The organism is Pseudoalteromonas undina (assembly GCF_000238275.3).
Classification (GTDB): Bacteria; Pseudomonadota; Gammaproteobacteria; order Enterobacterales; family Alteromonadaceae; genus Pseudoalteromonas; species Pseudoalteromonas undina.
This window is the reverse complement of sequence record NZ_AHCF03000003.1, coordinates 88,392-111,781: the sequence shown is the minus strand read 5'-3', so window position 1 is coordinate 111,781 and position 23,390 is coordinate 88,392. Positions and strand designations below refer to the sequence as shown.

Below are 23,390 nucleotides of genomic sequence, written 5' to 3'. Positions count from 1 at the left end.
ATGAAATTGAAAGGCAACAAACCAGCAATTAAATGACTTAATTTAGGCTACGATTTGAGCGATAAGTCGCTCAGGTGCGCGAATATTTTCATATACCCAAATTAAAAACAAACTAAAATCATGTATTTAAATTAAAACCAAACTTATTCATTAATTTTAAATAGCGTATATTTAATTAAAAGATACATAGATGTGACTAGAGGTAAGCAGAACAAGAAAAACGATACTTTCTATTAACCTTTTTAGTTAGCTTTTTTAGTTAAAAAAAAGCCCCGCATTTTCATGCAGGGCTTAATCAGTTTTTTAGTGCGATTAACTCATCGCGCTTTGTAATTTTTTCATTGCTGTTTTTTCCAGCTGGCGAACACGCTCTGCTGATACGCTGTATTTTTCAGCCAGCTCTTGCAGTGTTGCTTTATCGTCTGACAACCAACGAGCACTAACAATATCTTGAGAACGCTCATCGAGAGTTTTCAAAGCGCTAAATAAACGCGTATGTGACTGTTCTTGCCATTGTTGCTGTTCAATGTCGTCAGCTAAATCAGCAGAACCATCGGTTAAGTACTGTACCGGTGAGTAAGTACTAGTTGGCGCGTCATCATTATCGTCGCCAGTTAAATCAAAGCCCATGTCTTGGCCGCTCATACGCGATTCCATTTCACGTACTTCTTTTTCACTCACACCTAGCTCGCTAGCTACTGTGCTCACTTCAGCTTGATTAAACCAACCTAAACGCTTTTTATTTTTACGTAAGTTAAAAAACAATTTACGTTGTGCTTTGGTCGTCGCTACTTTAACGATACGCCAGTTTTTAAGCACAAACTCATGAATTTCGGCTTTAATCCAATGAACGGCAAATGAAACCAAACGTACACCCACTGATGGGTCAAAACGTTTTACTGCTTTCATCAGTCCGATGTTACCTTCTTGAATTAAATCAGCTTGAGGTAACCCGTAACCCGAGTAGCTTTTAGCTATGTGCGCTACAAAGCGCAAATGCGACATAATGAGTTGCTTTGCAGCACTAAGATCGCCTTCTTCCTGAAGTCTTTTTGCAAGTTCCTGCTCTTGCTCAACTTTAAGCATAGGAATAGTACTAACAGCTTGAAGGTAGCCGTCCATACTTGCGCTTTGTTGCCCAACTGTAAGTGCCATTGCGTATAAATCTTTACTCATTTTTCACCTCGGTGATAAACATTTGAAACCATCTTAGCACTCTTTTAGTAAGAGTGCTAACTTGAATTTAAAACTTTTTTGAATCATAAATCAAGTGGTTTTTTTAGTGTTAAGTCAGTCTACGCTAGGCGACTGAATAACCTATGAATTGATTTAGCCAAAACAAAAATAACCTTTTTGCTTTGGCTTTTTTATTATTTTAAACTCAAAACATGACAGTTTTAAGAATTATATTAGGGCCCTAAACCTTATCAGGTTCTATTTCTGAGATGTAACGATTAACCGATAAGTAAGAGCCAATAAAACCTAAACTAGTAGCAAGTAATACCAACGCGCCAAACTCATTAAGACTAAGCCCTATTAGCGTAAAACTGGTTTGATACACCCCTGCAACACTGCTTACTGCAGCAGATAGCCACCACATCATTAATGCTACACAAATAAAGGCAAACAATCCGCCAATCACGCCATACCAAATGCCAGTCCATAAAAAGGGAGCGTGTATAAAGGTATTGGTTGCCCCTACTAGCTTCATTACCTGTATTTCTTCTTTTTTATCCATAATAGATAAACGAATTGTATTGCCTATAATAAGCGTCACTGAGGTAAGTAATAATAGCGCAATAGTAATTACACTCTCTTTTAACAAACTTAGTAATGCATTTAGGCGCTCAAGCCAAGCAATATCAAGCTTACCAAAGTCAACTTCGCGTTCGGCTTCAAGTTTTTTAAGCAATTGCTTAGCTGCATTAGGTTGGCTATGTCGTTGTGTTGGTGTGACTAAAACTACATTCGGTAACGGGTTGGTATCTAAATACTCTAAAGCCTGACCAAAGCCAGACATTTCTTTGAACTCATCCAAAGCCTCAGTGCGAGAAATAAAAGTCACAGTTTGTATTTCGGGATATAGCGCTAAACGTTTAACTAAGGTTTGCGTTTCTTGCTCGCTCATATTTTCTTTTACAAACAAGGATATTTCGCTGGCTTGCTCAAAACCACTACTCACTTGCTGCACATTTTTTACCACTAAATATAGTGTTGCAGGCAACGTTAAACTCAAACCGAGTACTGCAATGGTCATCATTGAAGCCAATGGCGTGCGCCACATTTCTCCTAGACTGTACACACCTTGGCGAAAAATATTAATAATAAAAAAGTAACCGCCAGAGAATACTGACTTTTTTTGTTTATCATTACTATTTTGACGGCTTTTGAACAGTAAACTCATAATACCCCCTCAGCCAGTGGATCTTGGCTCATTCGTCCATCATGAAGCGTTAAACTGCGGTACTTCATCCGTGACACTAAGCCCAAATCATGAGTGGCAATTAAAACCGTGGTGCCATGTTTATTAAAGTCTTCAAACAGTCGTAATATTTCCATTGATAATTCAGGGTCTAAGTTACCGGTAGGTTCATCGGCTAGCAATATAGGTGGCGAATTGACGATGGCTCGTGCAATCCCTACTCGTTGTTGTTCACCACCAGAAAGTGTAGAAGGGTGACAGCGCACTTTATCTAACAAGCCCACTTTATCAAGCGCTCCATGCACACGTTTGGCAATTTGCTTGTGGTGAGTACCTTCAATAATTAAGGGCAAAGCAACGTTATCAAATACCGTGTATCGCTCTAATAATCGATGATTTTGAAAAATAATACCAATGTCGCGACGTGCATACGGAATTTGACGGGAATTTAATTTATTTAAATCCACGCCATTAATAAACACGTTTCCTGCAGAAGGACGTTCCATTAAGCTAATAAGCTTTAATAGTGTACTTTTACCAGCCCCACTGTGGCCAGTTAGAAAGGCCAATTCGCCAGGCTTTATATGAAAGTTCACTTTTTCAAGCGCGCGGTGTCCACCGGCATAGGTTTTACTTACTTGCTGAAAATTTATCATTTTTTATTATTGCCAATTTATTGTTAGCCTTAGGCTCTAAAATAAAATGGTATTCCTCGCAATTAAAAAGGGAGCAGGCTCCCTTTTGGTAAATTAAGCGTCGTCCTCATCTTGACTAAATAGCGCGTCAATAAAGTCATCGCTCTTGAAGGTACGCAAATCATCAATACTTTCACCTACGCCAATGTAACGAATAGGAATATTAAACTTATCAGCAACGGCAAAAATAACCCCACCTTTAGCAGTACCATCAAGCTTTGATAATGTGATACCGGTTAAACCTACACATTGATTAAATAAGTTTACTTGGCTAATTGCATTTTGGCCTGTACCAGCATCAATAGTCAGCATCACTTCATGAGGTGCATCAGGGTCTACTTTTTTCATTACACGGGCTATTTTTTCCAGCTCTTGCATTAAGTTATCTTTATTTTGCAAGCGCCCTGCTGTATCAGCAATTAACACATCGACATTACGTGCTTTTGCAGCTTGAAAAGCATCAAATACTACCGATGCACTATCAGCACCTGTATGTTGAGCTATTACCGGAATGCTGTTGCGTTCACCCCATACTTGAAGCTGCTCTACCGCTGCAGCTCTAAAAGTATCACCGGCAGCAAGCATGACCGACTTACCTTGATTTTGGAATTGCTTGGCCATTTTACCAATGGTGGTGGTTTTACCTACGCCGTTTACCCCTACCATTAAAATAACAAAAGGTTTTTTATCTGCTGGTATTTCTAAAGGCTGCTCTGCTGTTTTTAGCATAGTTGCCATTTCTTGTTTCATAAGCTCATAAAGCGCATCACCATCTTTAAGTTGCTTGCGATCGGCTGCATCAGTTAAGTTATCAATGAGCTTCATGGTGGTATCAACACCGAGATCAGCAGTAAGTAACTGAGTCTCTAGCTCTTCAAATAACTCGTCGTCAATTTTTTTACCGCTAAAAATTGACGAAAAACCAGAGCCAATATTCACTCGAGTTTTAAGTAAGCCTTTTTTGAGACGAGAGAAAAAGCCTTCTTTTTTAGGTTTCTCCGCTTTCTTTGCTTCTTCCTCTGCAAGCTCTGCGGTCAGTCGCTGTTGCTCTAGACGCTCAGCCTCTTCTTCAGCTGCAATACGCTGTTGCTCTAAACGTTCATTCTCAGCTTGCTCTGCTGCAATACGCTGTTGTTCTAAGCGCTCATTCTCAGCTTGCTCTGCTGCAATACGCTGTTGTTCTAGACGCTCATTTTCAGCTTGCTCTGCTGCAATGCGCTGTTGCTCTAAACGTTCATTTTCAGCTTGCTCTGCTGCAATGCGCTGTTGCTCTAAACGCTCATTCTCAGCTTGCTCTGCTGCAATACGCTGTTGTTCTAGACGCTCATTTTCAGCTTGCTCTGCTGCAATACGCTGTTGCTCTAAACGTTCATTTTCAGCTTGTTCTGCTGCAATGCGCTGTTGCTCTAAACGCTCATTCTCAGCTTGTTCAGCCGTGATACGTTCTTGCTCTAACAACATTTTCGCTTCTTGTTCAGCTAAACGTTTAGCTTGCTCTTGTCTTTGCTGCTCTGCATCCGCCTGTTGTTTAGCTAATAGCTCAGCGTTAGCTTGTTCAATCGCTTGTTTTTCTGCTGCCGCAGCGCGTTGTGCTTGCGCCTGTGTCTCTTGCTCTAAACGTTCAGCTTCTGCTTTTTCAGCTGCTATACGCTCTTGCTCTAACAACATTTGCGCTTCTTGCTCTGCTAAACGTTTAGCTTGCTCTTGTCTTTGCTGCTCGGCATCTGCCTGTTGTTTAGCCAATAGCTCAGCGTTAGCTTGTTCAATCGCTTGTTTTTCTGCTGCCGCAGCGCGTTGTGCTTGCGCCTGTTTTTCTTGCTCTAAACGCTCTGTCTCTGCTTTTTCGGCAGCTATTTGTTGTTCGGCTTTTTCAGCTTGCTCTTGCGCTAAACGTTCTGCTTCAGCTTGTTCAGCTGCAATTCGGGCTTGTTCTAAACGTTCAGCTTCGGCTTCAGCTTGCAAACGCTCCGCCTCGGCTTGTTCTGCTGCTAAGCGCTCTTGTTCGGCTTTTTCTGCCTGCTCGTTTGCTAATGCTTGTTGTTTATCAGCTTCTGCTTGTTTTTTATCTGACTTGCCAAAACCGAGCCACGACATGAATTTACTTTTTTTTGCCATACTTGCTAATAACCACTTATAAAAATCTGATAAACTAACGATAATGATAGCGTGCTTTTAAGCCTAAATAATTGCTTTTTAGCAACACGTTATCCTCGAGGGTGCATAATAGTAACACTTTTAGCGCAGTTGAAAAATGACACGCCGTGATATGATTGCAATATTATCTGAGCTAGATCATAGATACCAATTTTTAGTGAGTTAAATGAGAAAAAAAATCACACCAAATAACACCACCCATAAATCAGTCGATGGCGTTATTAGAATCATTAGCGGCCAATTTCGCGGTCGAAAACTGCCAGTAAAAGACGTTCAAGGCTTGCGCCCTACAACCGACAGAATAAAAGAAACAGTATTTAATTGGTTAATGCACGATACCCGCGATGCGCGCATTCTCGATTGCTTTGCCGGTTCCGGAGGTTTAGGGTTCGAAGCGCTATCTCGCTTTGCTAAAAACACCACATTTTTAGAGCTTGATCCGTTAGCAGCAAAACAGCTAACGCAAAATGTTGCCACCCTTAATGCGCAAAATGCACAGGTACTCAATACTAATACCCTGACCTTTCTTGAAAGCAAAAACACCAATGACACATTTAATTTAGTTTTTATTGACCCGCCATTTCGCAAAAATTTAGCCCAATCATGCTGTGATTTATTAGAAAATAATCAATGGCTCGACCCTGACGCACTAATATATGTTGAAGTAGAAACCGAGTTAACTTCGTTTAAAGCACCTAATAACTGGTTGTTAATAAAAGAGAAAAAAGCTGGGCAAGTTTTTTGCAGGCTATACCAACGGCATATAAATTAGCACTGTTTTAGCCGTCGGGTTTCTGTTAATATTATCCTTTACATGTGGTGTTGCTTCGGATTACAATACCGCACCATTTTTGAACCACTTGATCAATGTTTGATCAACTTGAGCAACGCTCATAATTTAGGTAGGTGAATTTTTAATGCCAGTAATTAAAGTAAGAGAGAACGAACCGTTTGACGTAGCACTTCGTCGCTTCAAGCGTTCATGTGAAAAAGCAGGTATCCTTTCAGAAGTTCGTCGTCGCGAGCACTATGAAAAACCAACAGCTGAGCGTAAGCGTAAAAAAGCGGCTGCTGTTAAACGTCACATGAAAAAACTTTCTCGTGATAACGCTCGTCGCGTTAAATTATACTAATATATTAGGTCTTGTATAAATGAGCCTTTTAATAACGCTAAAAGATGCGCAAAAAGATGCGATGAGAGCTAAAGACAAACAACGTCTTAACCCTATTCGTATGGTACTTGCTGCAATCAAGCAACGTGAAATTGACGAGCAAATAACACTAGACGACGCAGGTATTACCTCCGTTATAGTGAAGCTTGTTAAACAACGTCGCGACTCTTACACTCAGTACAAAGATGCTGGGCGTGATGATTTAGCTGAAATTGAAGCCAATGAGATTACAGCACTTGAAGCTTTTTTACCTCAACAATTGAGTGAAGAAGAAATCATTGCTCTCATTGACGCGGCTATTGCTGATACTAACGCAGCAGGTATGCAAGACATGGGTAAAGTAATGGGTATAATCAAAAGCAAAGCCGAAGGTCGTGCCGATATGGGCAAAATCTCAGGTTTAATTAAGCAACGATTAACTGCCTGATACTCCCACATACATTAAGTATGATTGAAGTAAACCGAGCCTTGAGCTCGGTTTCTTCGTTTAGAGCACTTCAAAAAAATATGCATTTGTGTTCCAATCTCTGCGTATTATAATTCGCTTTTAACACTTTTATATTTACCTTAGGGCTGTACTTTAAACAATGGCTGGAAAGATCCCACGCAACTTTATCGATGATTTATTGGCACGAACCGATATTGTCGACCTGATTGACTCAAAGGTAGGGTTGAAAAAAGCGGGCAAAGACTATCAAGCTTGCTGTCCTTTTCACAATGAAAAATCGCCTTCGTTTACTGTATCGCAAGATAAACAGTTTTATCATTGCTTTGGCTGTGGCGCTAACGGCAATGCTATTTCTTTTGTTATGGAATATGACAAACTTGAGTTTGTTGATGCAATTGAAGAGCTAGCCAGTTTACTTAACCTAGATGTTCCTCGCGAACAAGGAAGTAGTAATGGCCCAGAACGCACCGCAGCACAAAAACGTTCAGACTACGATTTAATGCTCCATGCAGCGCGTTTTTATCAACACCAGTTAAAACATCATAGTAATTCTGAAACAGTAATAGACTATGTAAAAGGTCGCGGCTTAAGCGGCGCAACAGTTAAAAAGTTTATGATGGGCTATGCGCCCAGCGAATGGGAAGGCCTCTGCCAACAGCTTGGACGTAATCAAGAACAAAAAGAGCAATTAGTTGAGCTGAAGCTCGCATCTGAAAAAACGCCAGGTAAGCAATTCGATTTTTTCCGTGATCGTTTAATGTTTCCTATTCGTGATAAACGCGGTCGCGTAATTGCTTTTGGTGGCCGTGTAATGCAAGCAGATCAGGGGCCAAAATATTTAAACTCTCCTGAAACACGAATATTCCACAAAGGCTTTGAACTTTATGGCCTTTATGAAGCAAAACAAGCACATAAAAGACTCGATCATGTACTTATAGTAGAAGGTTATATGGACGTCGTTGCGCTGGCTGAACAAGGCATAGAATACGCAGTTGCCGCACTCGGCACAGCGACAACCAGCGAGCATATGCACACCTTATTTAGAACCACTGACAAAGTTATTTGTTGCTACGACGGTGACCGTGCAGGTAAAGATGCCGCGTGGCGTGCACTGGAAAATGCACTTCCTTACTTAAACGATGGCAAAGCACTGCATTTTGTATTTTTACCCGATGGTGAAGACCCTGATTCACTCGTTCAACAAGAAGGTAAAGAGGCTTTTGAGCAGCGGCTAGAAAACGCCGATGACTTCACTAAAGTGCTGTTTAATAAACTAAGTAAAGAGATTGATTTAACGCTCGATTCCGGTAAGGCTAAGTTACTCAGTGCAGCACTGCCATTAATTGAAAAAATCCCAAGTGAGTTCTATCAAGAAAATATCTTGGAGCAACTTGGCAGATTAATTGGTCGCACCCGTGAGCAACTTAATAATCATTTAAAAACACCAAAACAGCAGCAGGCAATTGAACGTAAATTTAAAATTACACCGATGCGCCAAGCGATAGGCATTTTAGTTCAGCACCCTAATTTGGCGAAAAGCGTGCCCTACTTGCCTGATTTAACACAAATGAATATTGCAGGGATCGGCTTGTTATTACGCCTACAACATCAAGCCTTACAAAAAGATGGCATTACCACTGCACAAATTCTCGAATCATTTAGAGACACTGATGACTATGAGCCATTAACTAAGTTGGCGACATGGCAACATCAAATAGATGAAGAGCGTTTAGAGACTGTTTTTCAAAATACTTTTAAATTTATTGAAGATCAGTGTTTAAATTATCGACTAGAGACCCTATTAATAAAAGACAAGACACAGGGCTTAAATAGCGATGAACGACTAGAATGTCATTTGCTAATGACAGCGTTAAAAACGACTAACGGCTAGTCAGATTTGATTTAGGCTGTTATACTGTGCTATTCACTGCGTCACATTATTCTGGTTAGCCTTTGAGCAAACTCCATGATGGCGCCTGTTGTATCAACTTATCAGAGTGGAAGAAACAATCTCTATGGATCCAACTCCTCAGTCACAATTAAAACTTCTGATTCAAAAAGGTAAAGAGCAAGGTTACTTAACTTTTGCAGAAGTTAATGATCACCTTCCACAAGATATTATCGACTCAGATCAAGTAGAAGATATCATTAGCATGATTAATGACATGGGTATCAAGGTTAGCGAAAACGCGCCTGATGCTGATGAATTAATGATGCAAGAAACCACGACAGACGAAGACGCAGCGGAAGCTGCCGCTGCAGCCCTTGCTACTGTAGAAAAAGAAATCGGCCGTACAACAGACCCTGTTCGCATGTACATGCGTGAAATGGGTACTGTTGAACTTCTTACCCGTGAAGGCGAAATTGTTATCGCTAAACGTATTGAAGAAGGCATTAACCAAGTACAGATTTCGGTTGCTGAATACCCAGAAGCGATCACTTACCTACTTGAACAGTGGGATAAGTTTGAAGCAGAAGAGATGCGCCTTAGCGACATTATCTCTGGCTTTTTCGATCCTGATGCAGACGAAGCACCGCCAATTGCTGCCACTAACATTGGTTCTGAATTAAGCGAAAAACAGCTTGATGACAGCGACGATGATGATGACAGCGATGATGAAGACGAAGAAGAAGTAGATACAGGTCCAGATCCTGAAGAAGCGCGCATCCATTTCGAAAACTTACGTGATTTATACACTAAAGCACGTGAAACATTCGATAAAAAAGGTCGCTCTCATCCAGAATCTCAAGCCGCAATTTTAGAAATTGGTGAGTTGTTCAGAACCTTTAAACTTGTGCCTAAACAATTTGACCGCATGGTTAATAACATGCGTGAAATGATGGACCGAGTTCGCGTTCAAGAACGTCTTATCATGAAGCATGCAGTACAAGTCTCAAAGCTTCCAAAGAAAACCTTTGTTAAGCATTTTGCAAACAACGAAACTGACACAGCATGGCTTGATATTGAAATTGCAGCTAACGAAAAGCATTCAGCTAAACTTGAAGAAGTGAAGCCTGAAATACTTCGTTGTATTAGCAAACTTTCTTCAATGGAAGAAAGCACTGGCTTAAGCATTGAACGTATTAAAGATATAAACCGTCGCATGAGTATTGGTGAAGCGAAAGCGCGCCGTGCTAAAAAAGAGATGGTAGAAGCGAACTTACGTCTGGTAATTTCAATCGCTAAAAAATACACCAACCGTGGTTTACAGTTCTTGGATTTAATTCAAGAAGGTAATATTGGTTTGATGAAAGCGGTTGATAAGTTTGAATACCGTCGTGGTTATAAGTTCTCAACTTATGCTACGTGGTGGATCCGCCAAGCAATTACTCGCTCTATTGCTGACCAAGCAAGAACGATCCGTATTCCAGTACATATGATTGAAACGATCAATAAATTGAACCGTATTTCACGTCAAATGTTACAAGAAATGGGTCGTGAGCCAAATCCAGAAGAATTAGCTGAACGCATGATGATGCCTGAGGATAAAATCCGTAAGGTACTTAAGATTGCAAAAGAGCCAATTTCAATGGAAACACCGATTGGTGATGATGAAGATTCGCACTTAGGCGACTTCATTGAAGATACGACTATTGATTCGCCTATCGATTCGGCAACAATGGAGTCTCTTCGTGGCGCAACTAACGATGTGCTCGCTGGCTTAACTGCCCGTGAAGCGAAAGTACTACGTATGCGTTTTGGTATTGATATGAATACCGATCACACATTGGAAGAAGTAGGTAAGCAGTTTGATGTAACACGTGAGCGTATTCGTCAAATTGAAGCGAAGGCACTACGTAAATTACGTCACCCTTCTCGCTCTGATTTACTGAAAAGCTTTTTAGACGCTAAATAACCTAGCGTTACATTATGAGTTAACTTAAAAGGCCGCTGTAGCGGCCTTTTTTCTATTTCAAGGAAATAAACATGGCTTGGATCCAAATCCGTATCAATGCCAATGCTGCAACCGCAGATGCAGTTAGTGACTTATTAATGGAAGCTGGTAGTGCTTCTGTTACTTTTATTGATGCTAAAGACACCCCTATTTACGAACCCAAAATTGGCACTGTCGTTTTTTGGGCTGATACCACAGTAATTGGTCTGTTCGAAGCTAATCACGATATGAACGCCGTGGTTGCGTTATTAAAGCGCCATGATGAGCTCAAAGACAATTTAGTTTACAAAATCGAGCAACTCGAAGACAAAGATTGGGAACGTGAATGGATGGATAACTTCCACCCTATTCAATTTGGCGAAAAACTATGGATTTGCCCTAGCTGGCGCGATATTCCAGACCCTGACGCAGTCAATGTACTACTTGATCCAGGTCTTGCATTTGGTACTGGCACGCACGCCACCACCGCGCTGTGTTTAAAGTGGCTTGAAAGCCAAGATTTAAGCGGCAAAACGGTAGTCGATTTTGGTTGTGGTTCAGGCATATTAGGCATTGCAGCAATTAAACTAGGTGCAGAGCGCATGATAGGGATAGACATTGACCCGCAAGCGCTAGAAGCAAGCTTAGATAACGCTAACCGTAATGGCGTTGCTGACAAGCTTGAAGTTTATCTACCAGAAAACCAACCTGAATTTACAGCCGATATTGTTGTGGCAAATATTTTAGCGCAACCTCTGCGTGAGCTTCATAGTGTGATTTTAGGATTATTAAAACCAGGCGGTAAAATTGCCATGTCGGGCATTTTAGAAGAGCAAGCAAAATCGGTTGCCGATATATATGCGCCCTTTATTGAACTTGATGAGATTGCCATTGAAGGCGACTGGACCCGAGTCAGTGGCATTAAAAAAGTATAATAGTGCGTTTTTTCAAAGTTTAGAGTATTAACTCAAAAGTCGTTTCTAGAGCCTGTATTTAACAGGCTTTACTATTTTTTTACATAATAAAAAATAAAGATTTTTTATTATAAAAACAACGACCGTTCAAAATTCACACAAATAAACCGCTTCGTCATACGGTTATCAAATGTCAATACGAAAAGAGCAAAAAAAAGTCACTTTTGTTCAATTTATAGCCTTTGATTTTTGCGCAAAAAGCCGTAAACTTAGCGCCCCTTGAAAAGAGGCCTATTGAATATCGTGCGTATCGGTTCATACCAACTTGAGAATAATGTCATTGTCGCGCCTATGGCGGGCATAACAGACAGACCATTTAGACAGTTATGTCGTCGTTTAGGCGCTGGCCTTGCTGTGTCTGAAATGCTGTCGTCTAATCCGAAGGTTTGGAAAACCGAAAAGTCGATGAACCGAATGGATCATTCTGGTGAGTCGGGTATACGTGCGGTGCAAATTGCAGGAGCAGACCCTGAGCTTATGGCACAGGCCGCACAATTCAATGTTGCAAACGGTGCACAGATCATAGATATCAATATGGGGTGCCCAGCAAAAAAAGTGAACAAGAAACTTGCAGGCTCAGCCTTATTACAGTTTCCAGAACTCGTGGAAGAGATTATTGATGCCGTCGTTAATGCGGTTGATATACCTGTAACACTTAAAATCCGTACTGGATGGGATCAGGACAACCGTAATGGTGTAGAGATTGCAAGAATAGCTGAACGTTATGGCATTGCATCACTGGCTGTACATGGGCGCACGCGCGCATGTATGTATAAAGGTGATGCTGAGTACGCCACAATTAGGGATATAAAACGTTCAGTGTCGATACCTGTGGTTGCTAATGGTGATATTACATCACCTGAAAAAGCAAAGCAGGTTTTGGACTATACGGGTGCAGATGCCATCATGATTGGTCGAGCCGCCCAAGGTCGCCCTTGGATATTTAGGGAGATAGACCACTATTTGCGAACTGGTGAACATATGCAGCCACCTGCTATTGCAGAGGTGCGCAGTATTTTAATGGAGCATTTAACCAACCTCCATATGTTTTACGGTGAGCCAATGGGAGCACGAATCGCTCGCAAACATGTATCTTGGTATTTGCAAACCCATGACAGTGACGGTCAGTTTAGGCGAGTATTTAATGCGCTCGACAATTCCGAGGAACAGGTCGTCGCATTAGAGCAATACTTTAAAACACTAGCAGCTAACTAAGAAAGAAAGAGACTTTATAATGTTCGAACAAAACGTGACTTCTCCATTTATCACAAACCCTCATGTTCAGTCACACGAGAAACCGCAGCCATTGCGTGATGCAGTAAAAAAAGCTGTTCACCACTACTTAAAACAGCTTAACGGTCAAGATGTGCAAGACGTTTACGACCTTGTTCTTTCTGAGCTAGAAGCGCCATTGCTTGAAGAAGTAATGACTTACACACGTGGCAACCAGACTCGTGCGGCAATTTTACTAGGTATCAACCGTGGTACTTTACGTAAAAAGCTAAAAAAATACGGTATGAACTGATACCAGCTATATTGAAACCGTAATCATTCTAACGAGCTAAATAAGTCCCTAACTGCGTTAAAAATTTTTTATGTAGAATAACTACACAGCAAAATTTTTTCCTTGTTATTGACTTATTTATCTGTCGTTATAATTGCTTACTAATCCAATACAACTGGTATAAAGTATATTGAGCAGAAAGCACCTTAGGGTGCTTTTTTTATCTGTAAAATTTATTAACGAAATTGCAAAATGCTCACGCTTTATGGGTCGTTATAAGTCGTTTTTTGAGTCGGAATCAGTTAAAATACGCGCTTCTAAGCTAGCTCATTAACTGAGGAAATCAAACTACAATGGATACACATCGTCCTATACGTCGCGCACTTTTGAGTGTGTCAGACAAAACCGGTATTGTTGAATTTGCCCGTGCACTAGAAGCACAAGGTGTTGAAATACTTTCAACTGGCGGCACATGTAAACTACTTGCTGATAATGCTATTAAAGTGACTGAAGTATCAGATCACACCGGTCACCCTGAGATCATGGATGGTCGCGTAAAAACCCTTCACCCAAAAATTCATGGCGGTATCCTTGCTCGTCGTGGCCAAGATGAAGACGTAATGGCAGATAACAACATTGCTGCTATCGACATCGTTGTAGTTAACTTATACCCCTTTGCGAACACTGTCGCTCAAGAAAACTGCAGCCTTGAAGATGCTATTGAAAACATCGATATTGGTGGCCCAACCATGGTGCGTGCAGCAGCTAAAAATCACAAAGATGTGACGATTGTTGTTAACGCAAGCGACTACGACCGTGTTATCAGCGAAATGCAAAATAATAACGGCTCAACCACCTACAAAACCCGCTTTGATTTAGCTATTGCCGCCTATGAGCACACAGCGCAATACGACGGTATGATTGCTAACTACTTCGGTAAAATGGTTCCTGATTACACAGAAGAAGCCGCTGAAGATACTAAGTTCCCACGTACTATTAATATGCAATTCACTAAAAAGCAAGATATGCGTTACGGTGAAAATTCGCATCAGGATGCCGCGTTTTATGTTGAAAACGACATCACTGAAGCGTCTGTGGCGACAGCGACTCAGCTACAAGGTAAAGCATTATCGTTTAACAATATTGCCGATACCGATGCCGCACTTGAGTGTGTTAAAGAATTTGATGTACCGGCGTGTGTTATTGTAAAACATGCTAATCCATGTGGTGTTTCAATTGGCGAAAATATCTTAGAAGCATACGATCGCGCCTTTAAAACTGATCCAACGTCAGCGTTTGGCGGCATTATTGCTTTTAACCAAGAACTTGACGCAAAAACTGCACAAGCGATTGTTGAACGTCAATTTGTTGAAGTTATTATTGCGCCAAGCGTGAGTGCAGAAGCCGCTCAAATAGTATCAGCTAAACAAAACGTACGTTTATTAGAGTGTGGTGAGTTCTCTGCTAAAGGCACAGGCCATGACATTAAACGCGTTAATGGCGGCGTTCTAATTCAAGACCGTGATTTAGGTATGGTAACGCAAGGCGACTTAACGGTTGTCTCTAAGCGCCAGCCTTCTGAGCAAGAACTTAAAGACTTACTGTTCTGCTGGAAAGTGGCTAAATTTGTAAAATCAAACGCCATTGTTTATGCCCGCGACGGTATGACTATAGGTGTAGGTGCAGGCCAAATGAGCCGTGTTTACTCAGCTAAAATTGCCGGTATTAAAGCCGCTGATGAAAACCTTGAAGTAAAAGGCTCGGTAATGGCATCAGATGCATTTTTCCCATTCCGTGATGGCATTGATGCTGCAGCTGCAGCAGGTATTACCGCGGTTATTCAACCGGGTGGTTCCATGCGCGATGAAGAAGTAATTGCCGCCGCTGATGAAGCCGGTATGGCAATGGTGTTTACGGGTATGCGCCATTTCCGCCATTAATCGCTTAAAGAGCTAACTGCTTCAGTTAGCTCTTTTTGTTTGCATCAAATTCACGTATTCTGCTTATTCTATAACCATGACTAACAATTATAATGTGAAGGATTAGACGATGAAATTTGCACTAAAATCTCTACTGGTTGCCACGCTGTCATTAAGTTCAACAATGGCATTAGCACACAACCATGGCCACGACTCAGCATTAACAAATGCAGTTAAAGCAAGCGAGCGCAGCAGTGAACGTGACCAATACCGCAATCCTGTAGAAACCCTCGAGTTTTTTGGCTTTAAACCAACAATGACTGTGGTAGAAATTGCGCCTGGCGGTGGTTGGTATAGTGAAATTTTAGCGCCAGCATTAAAAGAGCAAGGCACCTATTATGCCGCGCATTTTCCTGCTGATTCATCGGTAGGTTACTACCAACGTTCTCTTGCTGGTTTTAAAGCTAAAATCGCTGAAGATGCCCGCTTTAGTCACGTTAAACTTACTGAGTTTGCTCCTTCTACTCATTTAGATATTGCCCCTGCAGGTAGCGCCGATATGGTACTTACTTTTCGTAATGTCCATAACTGGTTCATGAGTAAAGACAAAGACGCAGCAAGCAATGCATTTAAGTCTTTTTATACAGCACTTAAACCTGGCGGCACTTTAGGCGTAGTTGAACATCGCCTACCCGAAGAGCAAGCCGATGAAATGCAAAAGTCATCAGGTTATATGAAGCAGAGTGTGGTTATTGCACTTGCTGAACAGGCAGGTTTTGAACTTGAAGCAAAAAGCGATATTAATGCAAACCCTCTTGATACAGCCGATCACCCTAAAGGGGTATGGACCCTTCCACCGAGCCTTAGACTTGGCGAGCAAGATGCCGCTAAATATAAAGCCATAGGTGAAAGCGACCGTATGACGCTGAAATTTAAAAAACCGCTTTAAATAGGATATTCGCCATGAATGTATTAGTCATTGGCAGCGGCGGCCGCGAACACGCACTTGCGTTTAAGGCCGCTCAAAATACAAAAGTAAACACTGTTTATGTTGCTCCAGGTAATGCGGGCACAGCCCTTGAGCCAAAACTTGAGAACGTAGCAATTAACGTTGAAGATCTTGATGGGCTACTTAGCTTTGCACAACAAAATAATGTTGAGCTAACCATTGTTGGTCCAGAAGTGCCGCTAGTATTAGGTGTTGTTGATAAGTTTCGTGAACACGGCTTAGCTATTTTTGGCCCAACAGCAGGCGCTGCCCAGCTTGAAGGGTCTAAATCGTTCACTAAAGACTTTTTAGCACGTCATGCTATCCCAACCGCTGATTACCAAACGTTTGAACAAATCGACCCTGCGCTTGCCTATTTAAAAGAGAAAGGCGCACCGATTGTTATAAAAGCCGATGGTTTAGCGGCAGGTAAAGGCGTGATTGTAGCTATGGATGAACGCGATGCAGAAGAAGCCATTCGCGATATGCTTGCGGGTAATGCCTTTGGTGAAGCTGGCAGTCGCGTTGTCATCGAAGAGTTTTTAGAAGGTGAAGAAGCGTCGTTTATCGTAATGGTTGATGGTGAAAACGTACTGCCATTTGCAACTAGCCAAGATCATAAACGTGCTTACAATGGCGATGCTGGCCCAAATACTGGCGGTATGGGCGCTTATTCTCCGGCACCGGTAGTGACTGATGAAATTCATCAACGCATTATGAATGAAGTGATTTACCCTACGGTAGAAGGTATGGCTAGCGAAGGCCACCCGTACACTGGCTTTTTATATGCAGGCTTAATGATAGATGACACCGGCACACCAAAAGTAATTGAATATAACTGTCGTTTTGGCGACCCTGAAACACAACCTATGATGCTACGTTTGCAATCAGATTTAGTTGAGCTGATTGAAGCTGCTAACCGTGTAGAGCTTGATAAAACTATCATTGAGTTTGATTCACGCGCTGCTGTAGGTGTTGTTTTAGCTGCCAAAGGCTACCCAGATAGCTACCCGAAAGGCGATGCGATTAGTGGCCTGAAAGTAACTTACCCTGAAGGCGAAAAAGTTTTTCACGCAGGGACTAAGCAAGATGGCGATAACGTAGTAACTGCCGGTGGTAGAGTATTATGTGCAACGGCACTAGGTAATACCGTTACCGAAGCGCAACAACGTGCCTATAAACTGGTTGATGAAATCAGCTGGGACGGCATGGAATACCGTACAGATATAGCCTATCGTGCAATTGCTCGTGAACAATAATTATTGAGTTTTACTCATTAAACTTTATAAGCGCAGATTATCTGCGCTTTTTACTGCTACACTATAAAAAAACAATCAGGGCACAGGTTAATATTGGAATTTAAAACCTTGCGCTATCATGCGATAGCGGTCGTAATACTTATTTTTATCTTTTTTATTATCAGCACATTGGCAACAAACTTTGTGATGCCATCTCGCTATACCATAGATAAAATAACCCCTGTTTATCTTGATCATGCATATTACATAGACAAGAGTAAAACACAAAACTTCGCAGAAGTAATGAATAATAAAGCGCAGTTTACACAGCAAAAATTTAACGATATTCCTTGGAGTTTTCAACAGCAAAATTATTGGTTACGCCTTGATTTAGAAAACAAAAGCAGTCAACAAGAAGATGTGGTGGCGCATTTTGATAATCCGATGGTGGATCACCTCACTATATATAGGCTCAATAGTAATAACCAGCTACTCGACACTTATAAGCTTGGTGATAAAGAGCCGCGTCTTACTTTATTTAAGTACAGCGTGCCCCATATTCGCTTTAAACTAGATGGTCAGTCTAAACAACAATTAATCATAAAAATAGATACCGTGGGGATCAGTAAAACCCCAATTCACTTATATCGCCATACCGTATTTGTTGACTTAGTTCGCTCACAAACAGGCATTTGGGGAATTTTTGCTGGCGTACTATTAATGGCCTCGCTATATAACCTATTACTTTATTTTGGTATTAAAGACCGCGTATATTTAGTTTACATTGGCTACATTATTAGCGCTATTGCATTAATGGGCACCGTGCTGGGGTTTGGCTTTTATTTATGGCCGCTTGAATGGCAGTTATTTATTCACGAAAAAGTCATTGTGGTCAACTACACCATTGCGTTTTTTACCCTCGCCTTTTGCACACTGTTTTTACGTTATCATAAAGACGGTTGCTGGCGCTATAAATTAAGCATCGGCTTATTAAGACTGATGCTAGTTCTAGGGATATTGAGTTTTTTCATTCCTGAAAATATAGCCGCACCGATATTTTTTGTGATTTTAGGATCGCTCTATATTGTCTGCTTCATTTTAATTTACAACAAATTAAGAAGCGGTTTTCGTTGGGCTAAGTTTTACGTATTTTCGTGGGTGCCACTGATCATTGGCGCAGCTATCCAACCTCTAGAGCTCACAGGCGTTATTTCCTATAGTTTTTCAATACGCCATGCTTTTTTAATGGCCATTTTGTGTGAAATTGTCCTAATGGCAATGGCACTTGCTGATCGGATTCGTTATCAGCGTGAGCAAGCGCTATATCATGCAACACATACCCAGCAAACTAAGCTACTTAATAGCGCTAAACTAAAGTATGCCTTTATGGCACTCAAAGCCCAGCGACGCTCTACCACTTTATGCTTGGTGAAAATACGTCATTTTAACTCTCTAAATACCATTATTACGCCCTCGCAAGGGTATGAGCTAATTAAACATGTTGCTCACGAACTTGAATGCCAATTAAGCTTTGAACGAGAGTTTTTCCATCTCAACAGTGGTATTAATCAGCCAGCTAAAATTGCTGATTTAGGCAGTGGCGTATTTGCCTGTATTTCCACTAAAAACCAGAGTCAGCATACGCTCGAAGAATTACTCAAACAGATCTTAAATAAGTTACCAAAAACATATCAAATTAAAGGTCTAGACTTACAACTTAATTACAGTGTTGGCATTAGTGGTTACGGTAAACGTGATGATTTTGAGTTTTGGTTAAAACGAGGCTATTTAGCATTACACGACGCTAAACATAACCTAAGCAAAGTAAGCTCATCACTTGCGCATGACAACCTTACCATGGACGTTGCTCTTGCAGCCAAGCTACAGCAAGCGATAAGAGAGGATCAACTTGCCCTTTATTATCAACCACAAGTGAGCTTAGAGGAGTGCAGTATACACGGCGCGGAAGCCCTACTACGCTGGCCAGATGCTGACTTTAAAAATATTTCGATAGAAAAGCTAATTATACTCGCCGAACACACTGGTATTATTAATGAATTAACAATTTGGGTTATTGAACAAGCCTGTAAAGACATTGCAAAGCTGGCATCCGATGGCATAAGCAATCATAGTATTAGTATTAATTTAAGTGCAAAAAATCTAGCCATTACTAATTTGACCGAAAAAGTAGAGAATATTTTGATTAAGTATCAGGTTGCTCCTCACTTATTAAAGTTTGAACTGACTGAGTCTGCTTTTGTCGAAAATCAAGATGCATTAGTCACCTTAGTTGATGAGCTTGCTACTTTGGGCGTTAAAGTAGTACTAGACGACTTTGGCACTGGTTATTCATCGCTTAGCTACTTGGTTAACTATCACTTTAGCGAACTTAAAGTAGATAAGTCATTCGTGTTTGATTTAACTGATAATCGTGCGCATCAGGTTATTGTGCAAACAGCCATAGATATGGCACATAATCTGGGCCTAACTATCACGATTGAGGGCGTAGAGACTCAAGAGGTTCATCAGCTACTTACAACAATGAACGCCGACCGTACTCAAGGCTACCTGTATGCCAAAGCACTCTCTTATGATAATTATTTAGACTTCTTAAAAAGCCAATACAGCCTAAAAATGTTAAACTCCCCTTTTTAACATCTTTGGGGCCAAGAAAAGATGCAAGGTACACTGCGTAAATTAAAGTCGAGCTTAACAGAGCCGGTTCAATACCACCTACCTATAGGTGATGAACTGGTTGATTTAAATGCCTTAATTGGCAAACAGCTGACCCTTACTTTTAGTGGCACAATTTTGTGCTCTAACTGTGGTAAAAAAACCAAAAAAAGCTATTCTCAAGGGCACTGCTTTGTGTGTATGCGCAAACTTGCCAGTTGCGATATGTGTATCATGAAACCGGAAACCTGCCATTACGACCAAGGCACCTGTCGCGAGCCAGAGTGGGGCGAAGAAAATTGCATGATCCCGCATTATGTTTACCTAGCAAATACCTCAGGATTAAAAGTAGGTATTACTCGCCATACACAAATTCCTACCCGTTGGATTGACCAAGGAGCAACCCAGGCCTTACCTATTTTTAAAGTGCAGACTCGTTTGCAATCGGGCTTAGTTGAAGTAGCGCTGGCACAGTTTATTGCTGATAAAACCAATTGGCGTAATATGCTTAAAGGGCAAAACGACACGCTTGATTTAAAAGCAGCAGCCGCCGAACTTATTCCACAAATAAGCGAAAAGCTTACAGAGCTGAGTGAGCTGTTTGGCGCAACCGCCATTGAACAACTTGATGAAGACGTAGTAAACCTTGATTTTCCAGTTAGTGAATACCCAACTAAAATTAGCTCATTTAACTTTGATAAAAACCCTGTTGTTAGCGGTATTTTACAAGGTATAAAAGGTCAGTACTTAATTTTTGATAGCGGTGTGATTAATATTCGAAAATTCACCTCTTATGAAGTGAGCGTAGACTCAGAGTAACCTTTTGCTGCTTGGTTATAAAATGCTATCCATTGCTGTCGTGTTAATGGATAGCAATAATGGTAACCCTGAATAATATTACAGCCTATCGTTGCTAAGTGTGTCTCTTGCGAGGCATGCTCAACTCCCTCAGCAACCACATCTAACCCTAAACTTGTCGCCATGGCTATAATAGCCGCTACAATTTGGCTATTGCCGTATTCATCAGGAATTTTAGCAATAAAACTGGCATCAATTTTTAACGTGTTAAAGGGCAGTTTGGTTAAATAGCTTAATGCCGAATACCCCGTGCCAAAATCATCAAGCGCAATATGTACACCTAACGTTTTAAGCTGTTGTAACTGTTCTTTTGCCTGTGAAAAAGAACCTATAAAGCTACTTTCGGTCAGCTCTATTTCAAGTAAACTCCCAGGTAATTGATAGCGATTAAGCATGGCCTTAATGTTATCAGCTAACTTACCTTGGCTTAGGTGGCAAGCAGATACATTAATCGCTAAACGTCCGGGGTTCATTCCTTGTGCTTGCCAAAGAGTTAACTCCTTACCGGCTTGGTTAATAACCCATAAATCGAGACGAACAACTAAACCTAACTCTTCAGCAAGCGGAATAAACTGCGCTGGCGAAATAGTGCCTAAATCAGGGTCTTGCCAACGCAGTAGTGCTTCAGCCCCCATAATCCCCCCTGTTTTTAAACACTGTTTAGGCTGAAAATAAAGCTCAAACTCATCATTTTCAAGTGCATGTTGAAAGCGGCTCATCATTGCCAAGCGCTCAAGGGAGCGGGCATTCATTGAGGGTTGAAACAATTGAAACGAATTACGCCCCACATCTTTTGAGCGATACATGGCAATATCAGCATGCTTTAATAATGTTTCACTGTCTAAGCCATCATCTGGATAAACCGCTGCACCTATAGAGGCGGTAACACCCACTTCAAATCCTTCCAATTTAAAGGGGGTATTTAAGTGATTTAAAATACCCTCTGCAAGTCTGATAACAGCTGCTACGCTTTCAACCTCACACAAAACAATAAACTCATCTCCCCCTAATCGTGCCAGTGTATCCCCCTCATTAAGGGTGTTAATAATGCGCTCAGAAACTAATTTTAATAAGGTATCACCGGCGTTATGGCCCAAGCTGTCATTTACCTCTTTAAAACGGTCAAGGTCAATAAACATTACCGCTAGCATTTGTTTATCTCTGTGAGCAGAGGCCAGTGCCATAGAGAGCCTATCGTTAAATAAGCGCCGATTAGGTAAACCGGTTAGTTCATCAAAATATGCTAGCTGCACTACTTTTTCTTCTGCACTCTTTCGCTCTGTTATGTCACTAAAAATAGCGGCATAAGTAACATCACTATGACTTGGCTCTTTTATTTCTATAATACTGAGCCACTCAATATAAATATCGCCAGATTTTTTACGGTTATGAATTTCCCCCTGCCATACGCCTGTTTTAGTCAGTGAATCCCACATTTTTATATAAAAGTTTTTATCATGACGTCCTGAACTCAACATATTAGGCCGCTTACCTATCACCTCATATTCTTTGTAGCCGGTTAAATGAGTAAATGCAGGATTTACTTGCATAATCACCCCATTCGAGTCGGTGATCATGATGCCATCCAAAGAGGAGTCGATAATTTTATTGGCTAAAAATAAATTACGCTGTGAGTGCTGCAGTGCAATATCTCGCTGCTGAAGTACCTTTTCAAGCTCACAGCAATACGCCGTTTCAATTTCATTAATTAAGTTTTCAAGCGATAATACACCGTTTATTTGATTATTTTCGCTTACTACTAAATGCCGAATATTACTTTCCGACATCAACCTGTAAGCATCAAAAAGGCTGTCTTGAGGGCTTATTTTATAAAGAGGACGGCTCGCTAAATCCCAACAAATAAGATGATTATGCTGCTCGGTGATGAGTTTTAGTAAATCTCGCTGGGTAATAATGCCATGGATATTTTCATCTTCATTAAATACTAAAATAACTTTTTCGGCGTATTTGCGCATTAAGTTAACAGCATCATTGATGGCTAATGAACTTGGGACTACCCTAATATTTTTATTATATTGCTCGTTTATCGGTCTAAATTGCAGGTAATGCTCTAATCCTTGATTACTCACAATATCAGTAATACTAATCACCCCGCTTGGGTTATCATTCGCATCGGTTACCAGTAAGTGTCTTACGCCATGCTTATTAAACACCATGGCGGTATCGGTTAATAATTGCTGGCTGGGTACACTCAACACCGGGCTCGACATTACCTTTTCAATCATTATTTGTCTAAGTGTCAGATCAGAAAAGTTAAGCGTTAAGCAATCAGTTTCAGTCCACACCCCCACTATTTGCTGCTGATGTTTAACAAAAATAGCGCTAACATTGTGCACACGCATTAGTTTCACCGCTTCAATTAAAGGGGTATCCTTGGTACAGGCGATCACCTTATTGGTAAAAACATCGCATACTTTTTGATAGCGGCTAGTGTGGGGCATTGCTTTTA

18 protein-coding genes are annotated in these 23,390 nt (G+C 41.0%); 13 read left to right on the top strand and 5 right to left on the bottom strand.

Annotated features, from left to right (window positions below):
• Window positions 1-312 precede the first annotated feature (312 nt).
• The 4 genes from rpoH to ftsY all read right to left on the bottom strand — a co-directional run bounded on the left by rpoH (window position 313) and on the right by ftsY (window position 5,232).
• Complete coding sequence (gene rpoH, locus PUND_RS04095) at window positions 313-1,176, bottom strand: RNA polymerase sigma factor RpoH (RefSeq protein WP_008114893.1); 864 nt, start codon at window positions 1,174-1,176, stop codon at window positions 313-315.
• A 241-nt stretch (window positions 1,177-1,417) separates the two neighbouring features.
• A complete protein-coding gene (gene ftsX / locus PUND_RS04090) occupies window positions 1,418-2,404 on the bottom strand; it encodes a permease-like cell division protein FtsX (RefSeq protein ID WP_008114892.1) in 987 nt (328 codons plus the stop codon).
• Complete coding sequence (gene ftsE / locus PUND_RS04085; RefSeq protein WP_008114891.1) at window positions 2,401-3,078, bottom strand: cell division ATP-binding protein FtsE; 678 nt, start codon at window positions 3,076-3,078, stop codon at window positions 2,401-2,403. The genes ftsX and ftsE overlap by 4 nt, the downstream gene beginning before the upstream one ends.
• A 93-nt stretch (window positions 3,079-3,171) precedes the next feature.
• The gene (ftsY, locus tag PUND_RS04080; RefSeq protein WP_198501062.1) at window positions 3,172-5,232 is read right to left on the bottom strand and encodes a signal recognition particle-docking protein FtsY; all 2,061 of its coding nucleotides are present in this window, start codon (window positions 5,230-5,232) and stop codon (window positions 3,172-3,174) included.
• A 205-nt stretch (window positions 5,233-5,437) separates the two neighbouring features.
• Here ftsY and rsmD point away from each other — a divergent pair, with 205 nt between their 5' ends.
• The 13 genes from rsmD (at window position 5,438) to PUND_RS04015 (ending at window position 20,881) form a co-directional block, all read left to right on the top strand.
• Window positions 5,438-6,043 (top strand): 16S rRNA (guanine(966)-N(2))-methyltransferase RsmD, encoded by a 606-nt coding sequence (rsmD, locus tag PUND_RS04075; RefSeq protein ID WP_010391816.1) that lies wholly within the window; start codon window positions 5,438-5,440, stop codon window positions 6,041-6,043.
• 145 nt (window positions 6,044-6,188) lie between these two features.
• Complete coding sequence (gene rpsU / locus PUND_RS04070) at window positions 6,189-6,404, top strand: 30S ribosomal protein S21 (RefSeq protein WP_002957797.1); 216 nt, start codon at window positions 6,189-6,191, stop codon at window positions 6,402-6,404.
• A gap of 19 nt (window positions 6,405-6,423) precedes the next feature.
• Window positions 6,424-6,870 (top strand): GatB/YqeY domain-containing protein, encoded by a 447-nt coding sequence (locus PUND_RS04065; RefSeq protein WP_008114877.1) that lies wholly within the window; start codon window positions 6,424-6,426, stop codon window positions 6,868-6,870.
• Window positions 6,871-7,030: 160 nt separating this feature from the next.
• Window positions 7,031-8,782: a DNA primase gene (gene dnaG, locus PUND_RS04060; protein ID WP_010391798.1), complete on the top strand. Its 1,752-nt coding sequence runs from the start codon at window positions 7,031-7,033 to the stop codon at window positions 8,780-8,782.
• Window positions 8,783-8,906: 124 nt separating this feature from the next.
• Window positions 8,907-10,748 carry an RNA polymerase sigma factor RpoD gene (gene rpoD / locus PUND_RS04055; RefSeq protein WP_010391796.1) on the top strand — a complete coding sequence of 614 codons (1,842 nt, stop codon included), beginning with the start codon at window positions 8,907-8,909 and terminating at the stop codon, window positions 10,746-10,748.
• Window positions 10,749-10,819: 71 nt separating this feature from the next.
• On the top strand, window positions 10,820-11,701 hold the full coding sequence (prmA, locus tag PUND_RS04050; protein WP_010391794.1) for a 50S ribosomal protein L11 methyltransferase: 882 nt from the start codon (window positions 10,820-10,822) through the stop codon (window positions 11,699-11,701).
• 282 nt (window positions 11,702-11,983) lie between these two features.
• Window positions 11,984-12,955, top strand: a complete 972-nt coding sequence (dusB, locus tag PUND_RS04045; protein ID WP_010391792.1) for a tRNA dihydrouridine synthase DusB — start codon at window positions 11,984-11,986, stop codon at window positions 12,953-12,955.
• Between the two features lie 19 nt (window positions 12,956-12,974).
• Window positions 12,975-13,265, top strand: a complete 291-nt coding sequence (gene fis / locus PUND_RS04040) for a DNA-binding transcriptional regulator Fis (RefSeq protein ID WP_002957804.1) — start codon at window positions 12,975-12,977, stop codon at window positions 13,263-13,265.
• A 332-nt stretch (window positions 13,266-13,597) separates the two neighbouring features.
• Window positions 13,598-15,184, top strand: a complete 1,587-nt coding sequence (purH, locus tag PUND_RS04035; protein ID WP_010391780.1) for a bifunctional phosphoribosylaminoimidazolecarboxamide formyltransferase/IMP cyclohydrolase — start codon at window positions 13,598-13,600, stop codon at window positions 15,182-15,184.
• Window positions 15,185-15,293: 109 nt separating this feature from the next.
• Window positions 15,294-16,112, top strand: a complete 819-nt coding sequence (locus PUND_RS04030) for a class I SAM-dependent methyltransferase (RefSeq protein WP_010391779.1) — start codon at window positions 15,294-15,296, stop codon at window positions 16,110-16,112.
• Between the two features lie 14 nt (window positions 16,113-16,126).
• Window positions 16,127-17,410 carry a phosphoribosylamine--glycine ligase gene (gene purD, locus PUND_RS04025; RefSeq protein WP_010391778.1) on the top strand — a complete coding sequence of 428 codons (1,284 nt, stop codon included), beginning with the start codon at window positions 16,127-16,129 and terminating at the stop codon, window positions 17,408-17,410.
• Window positions 17,411-17,503: 93 nt separating this feature from the next.
• On the top strand, window positions 17,504-20,044 hold the full coding sequence (locus tag PUND_RS04020; protein ID WP_010391777.1) for an EAL domain-containing protein: 2,541 nt from the start codon (window positions 17,504-17,506) through the stop codon (window positions 20,042-20,044).
• 21 nt (window positions 20,045-20,065) lie between these two features.
• Window positions 20,066-20,881, top strand: a complete 816-nt coding sequence (locus PUND_RS04015; protein ID WP_010391775.1) for a DUF2797 domain-containing protein — start codon at window positions 20,066-20,068, stop codon at window positions 20,879-20,881.
• Here PUND_RS04015 and PUND_RS04010 read toward each other — a convergent pair.
• Complete coding sequence (locus PUND_RS04010; RefSeq protein ID WP_010391773.1) at window positions 20,854-23,382, bottom strand: EAL domain-containing protein; 2,529 nt, start codon at window positions 23,380-23,382, stop codon at window positions 20,854-20,856. The two genes, PUND_RS04015 and PUND_RS04010, sit on opposite strands and share 28 nt — an antisense overlap.
• Window positions 23,383-23,390: the final 8 nt, after the last annotated feature.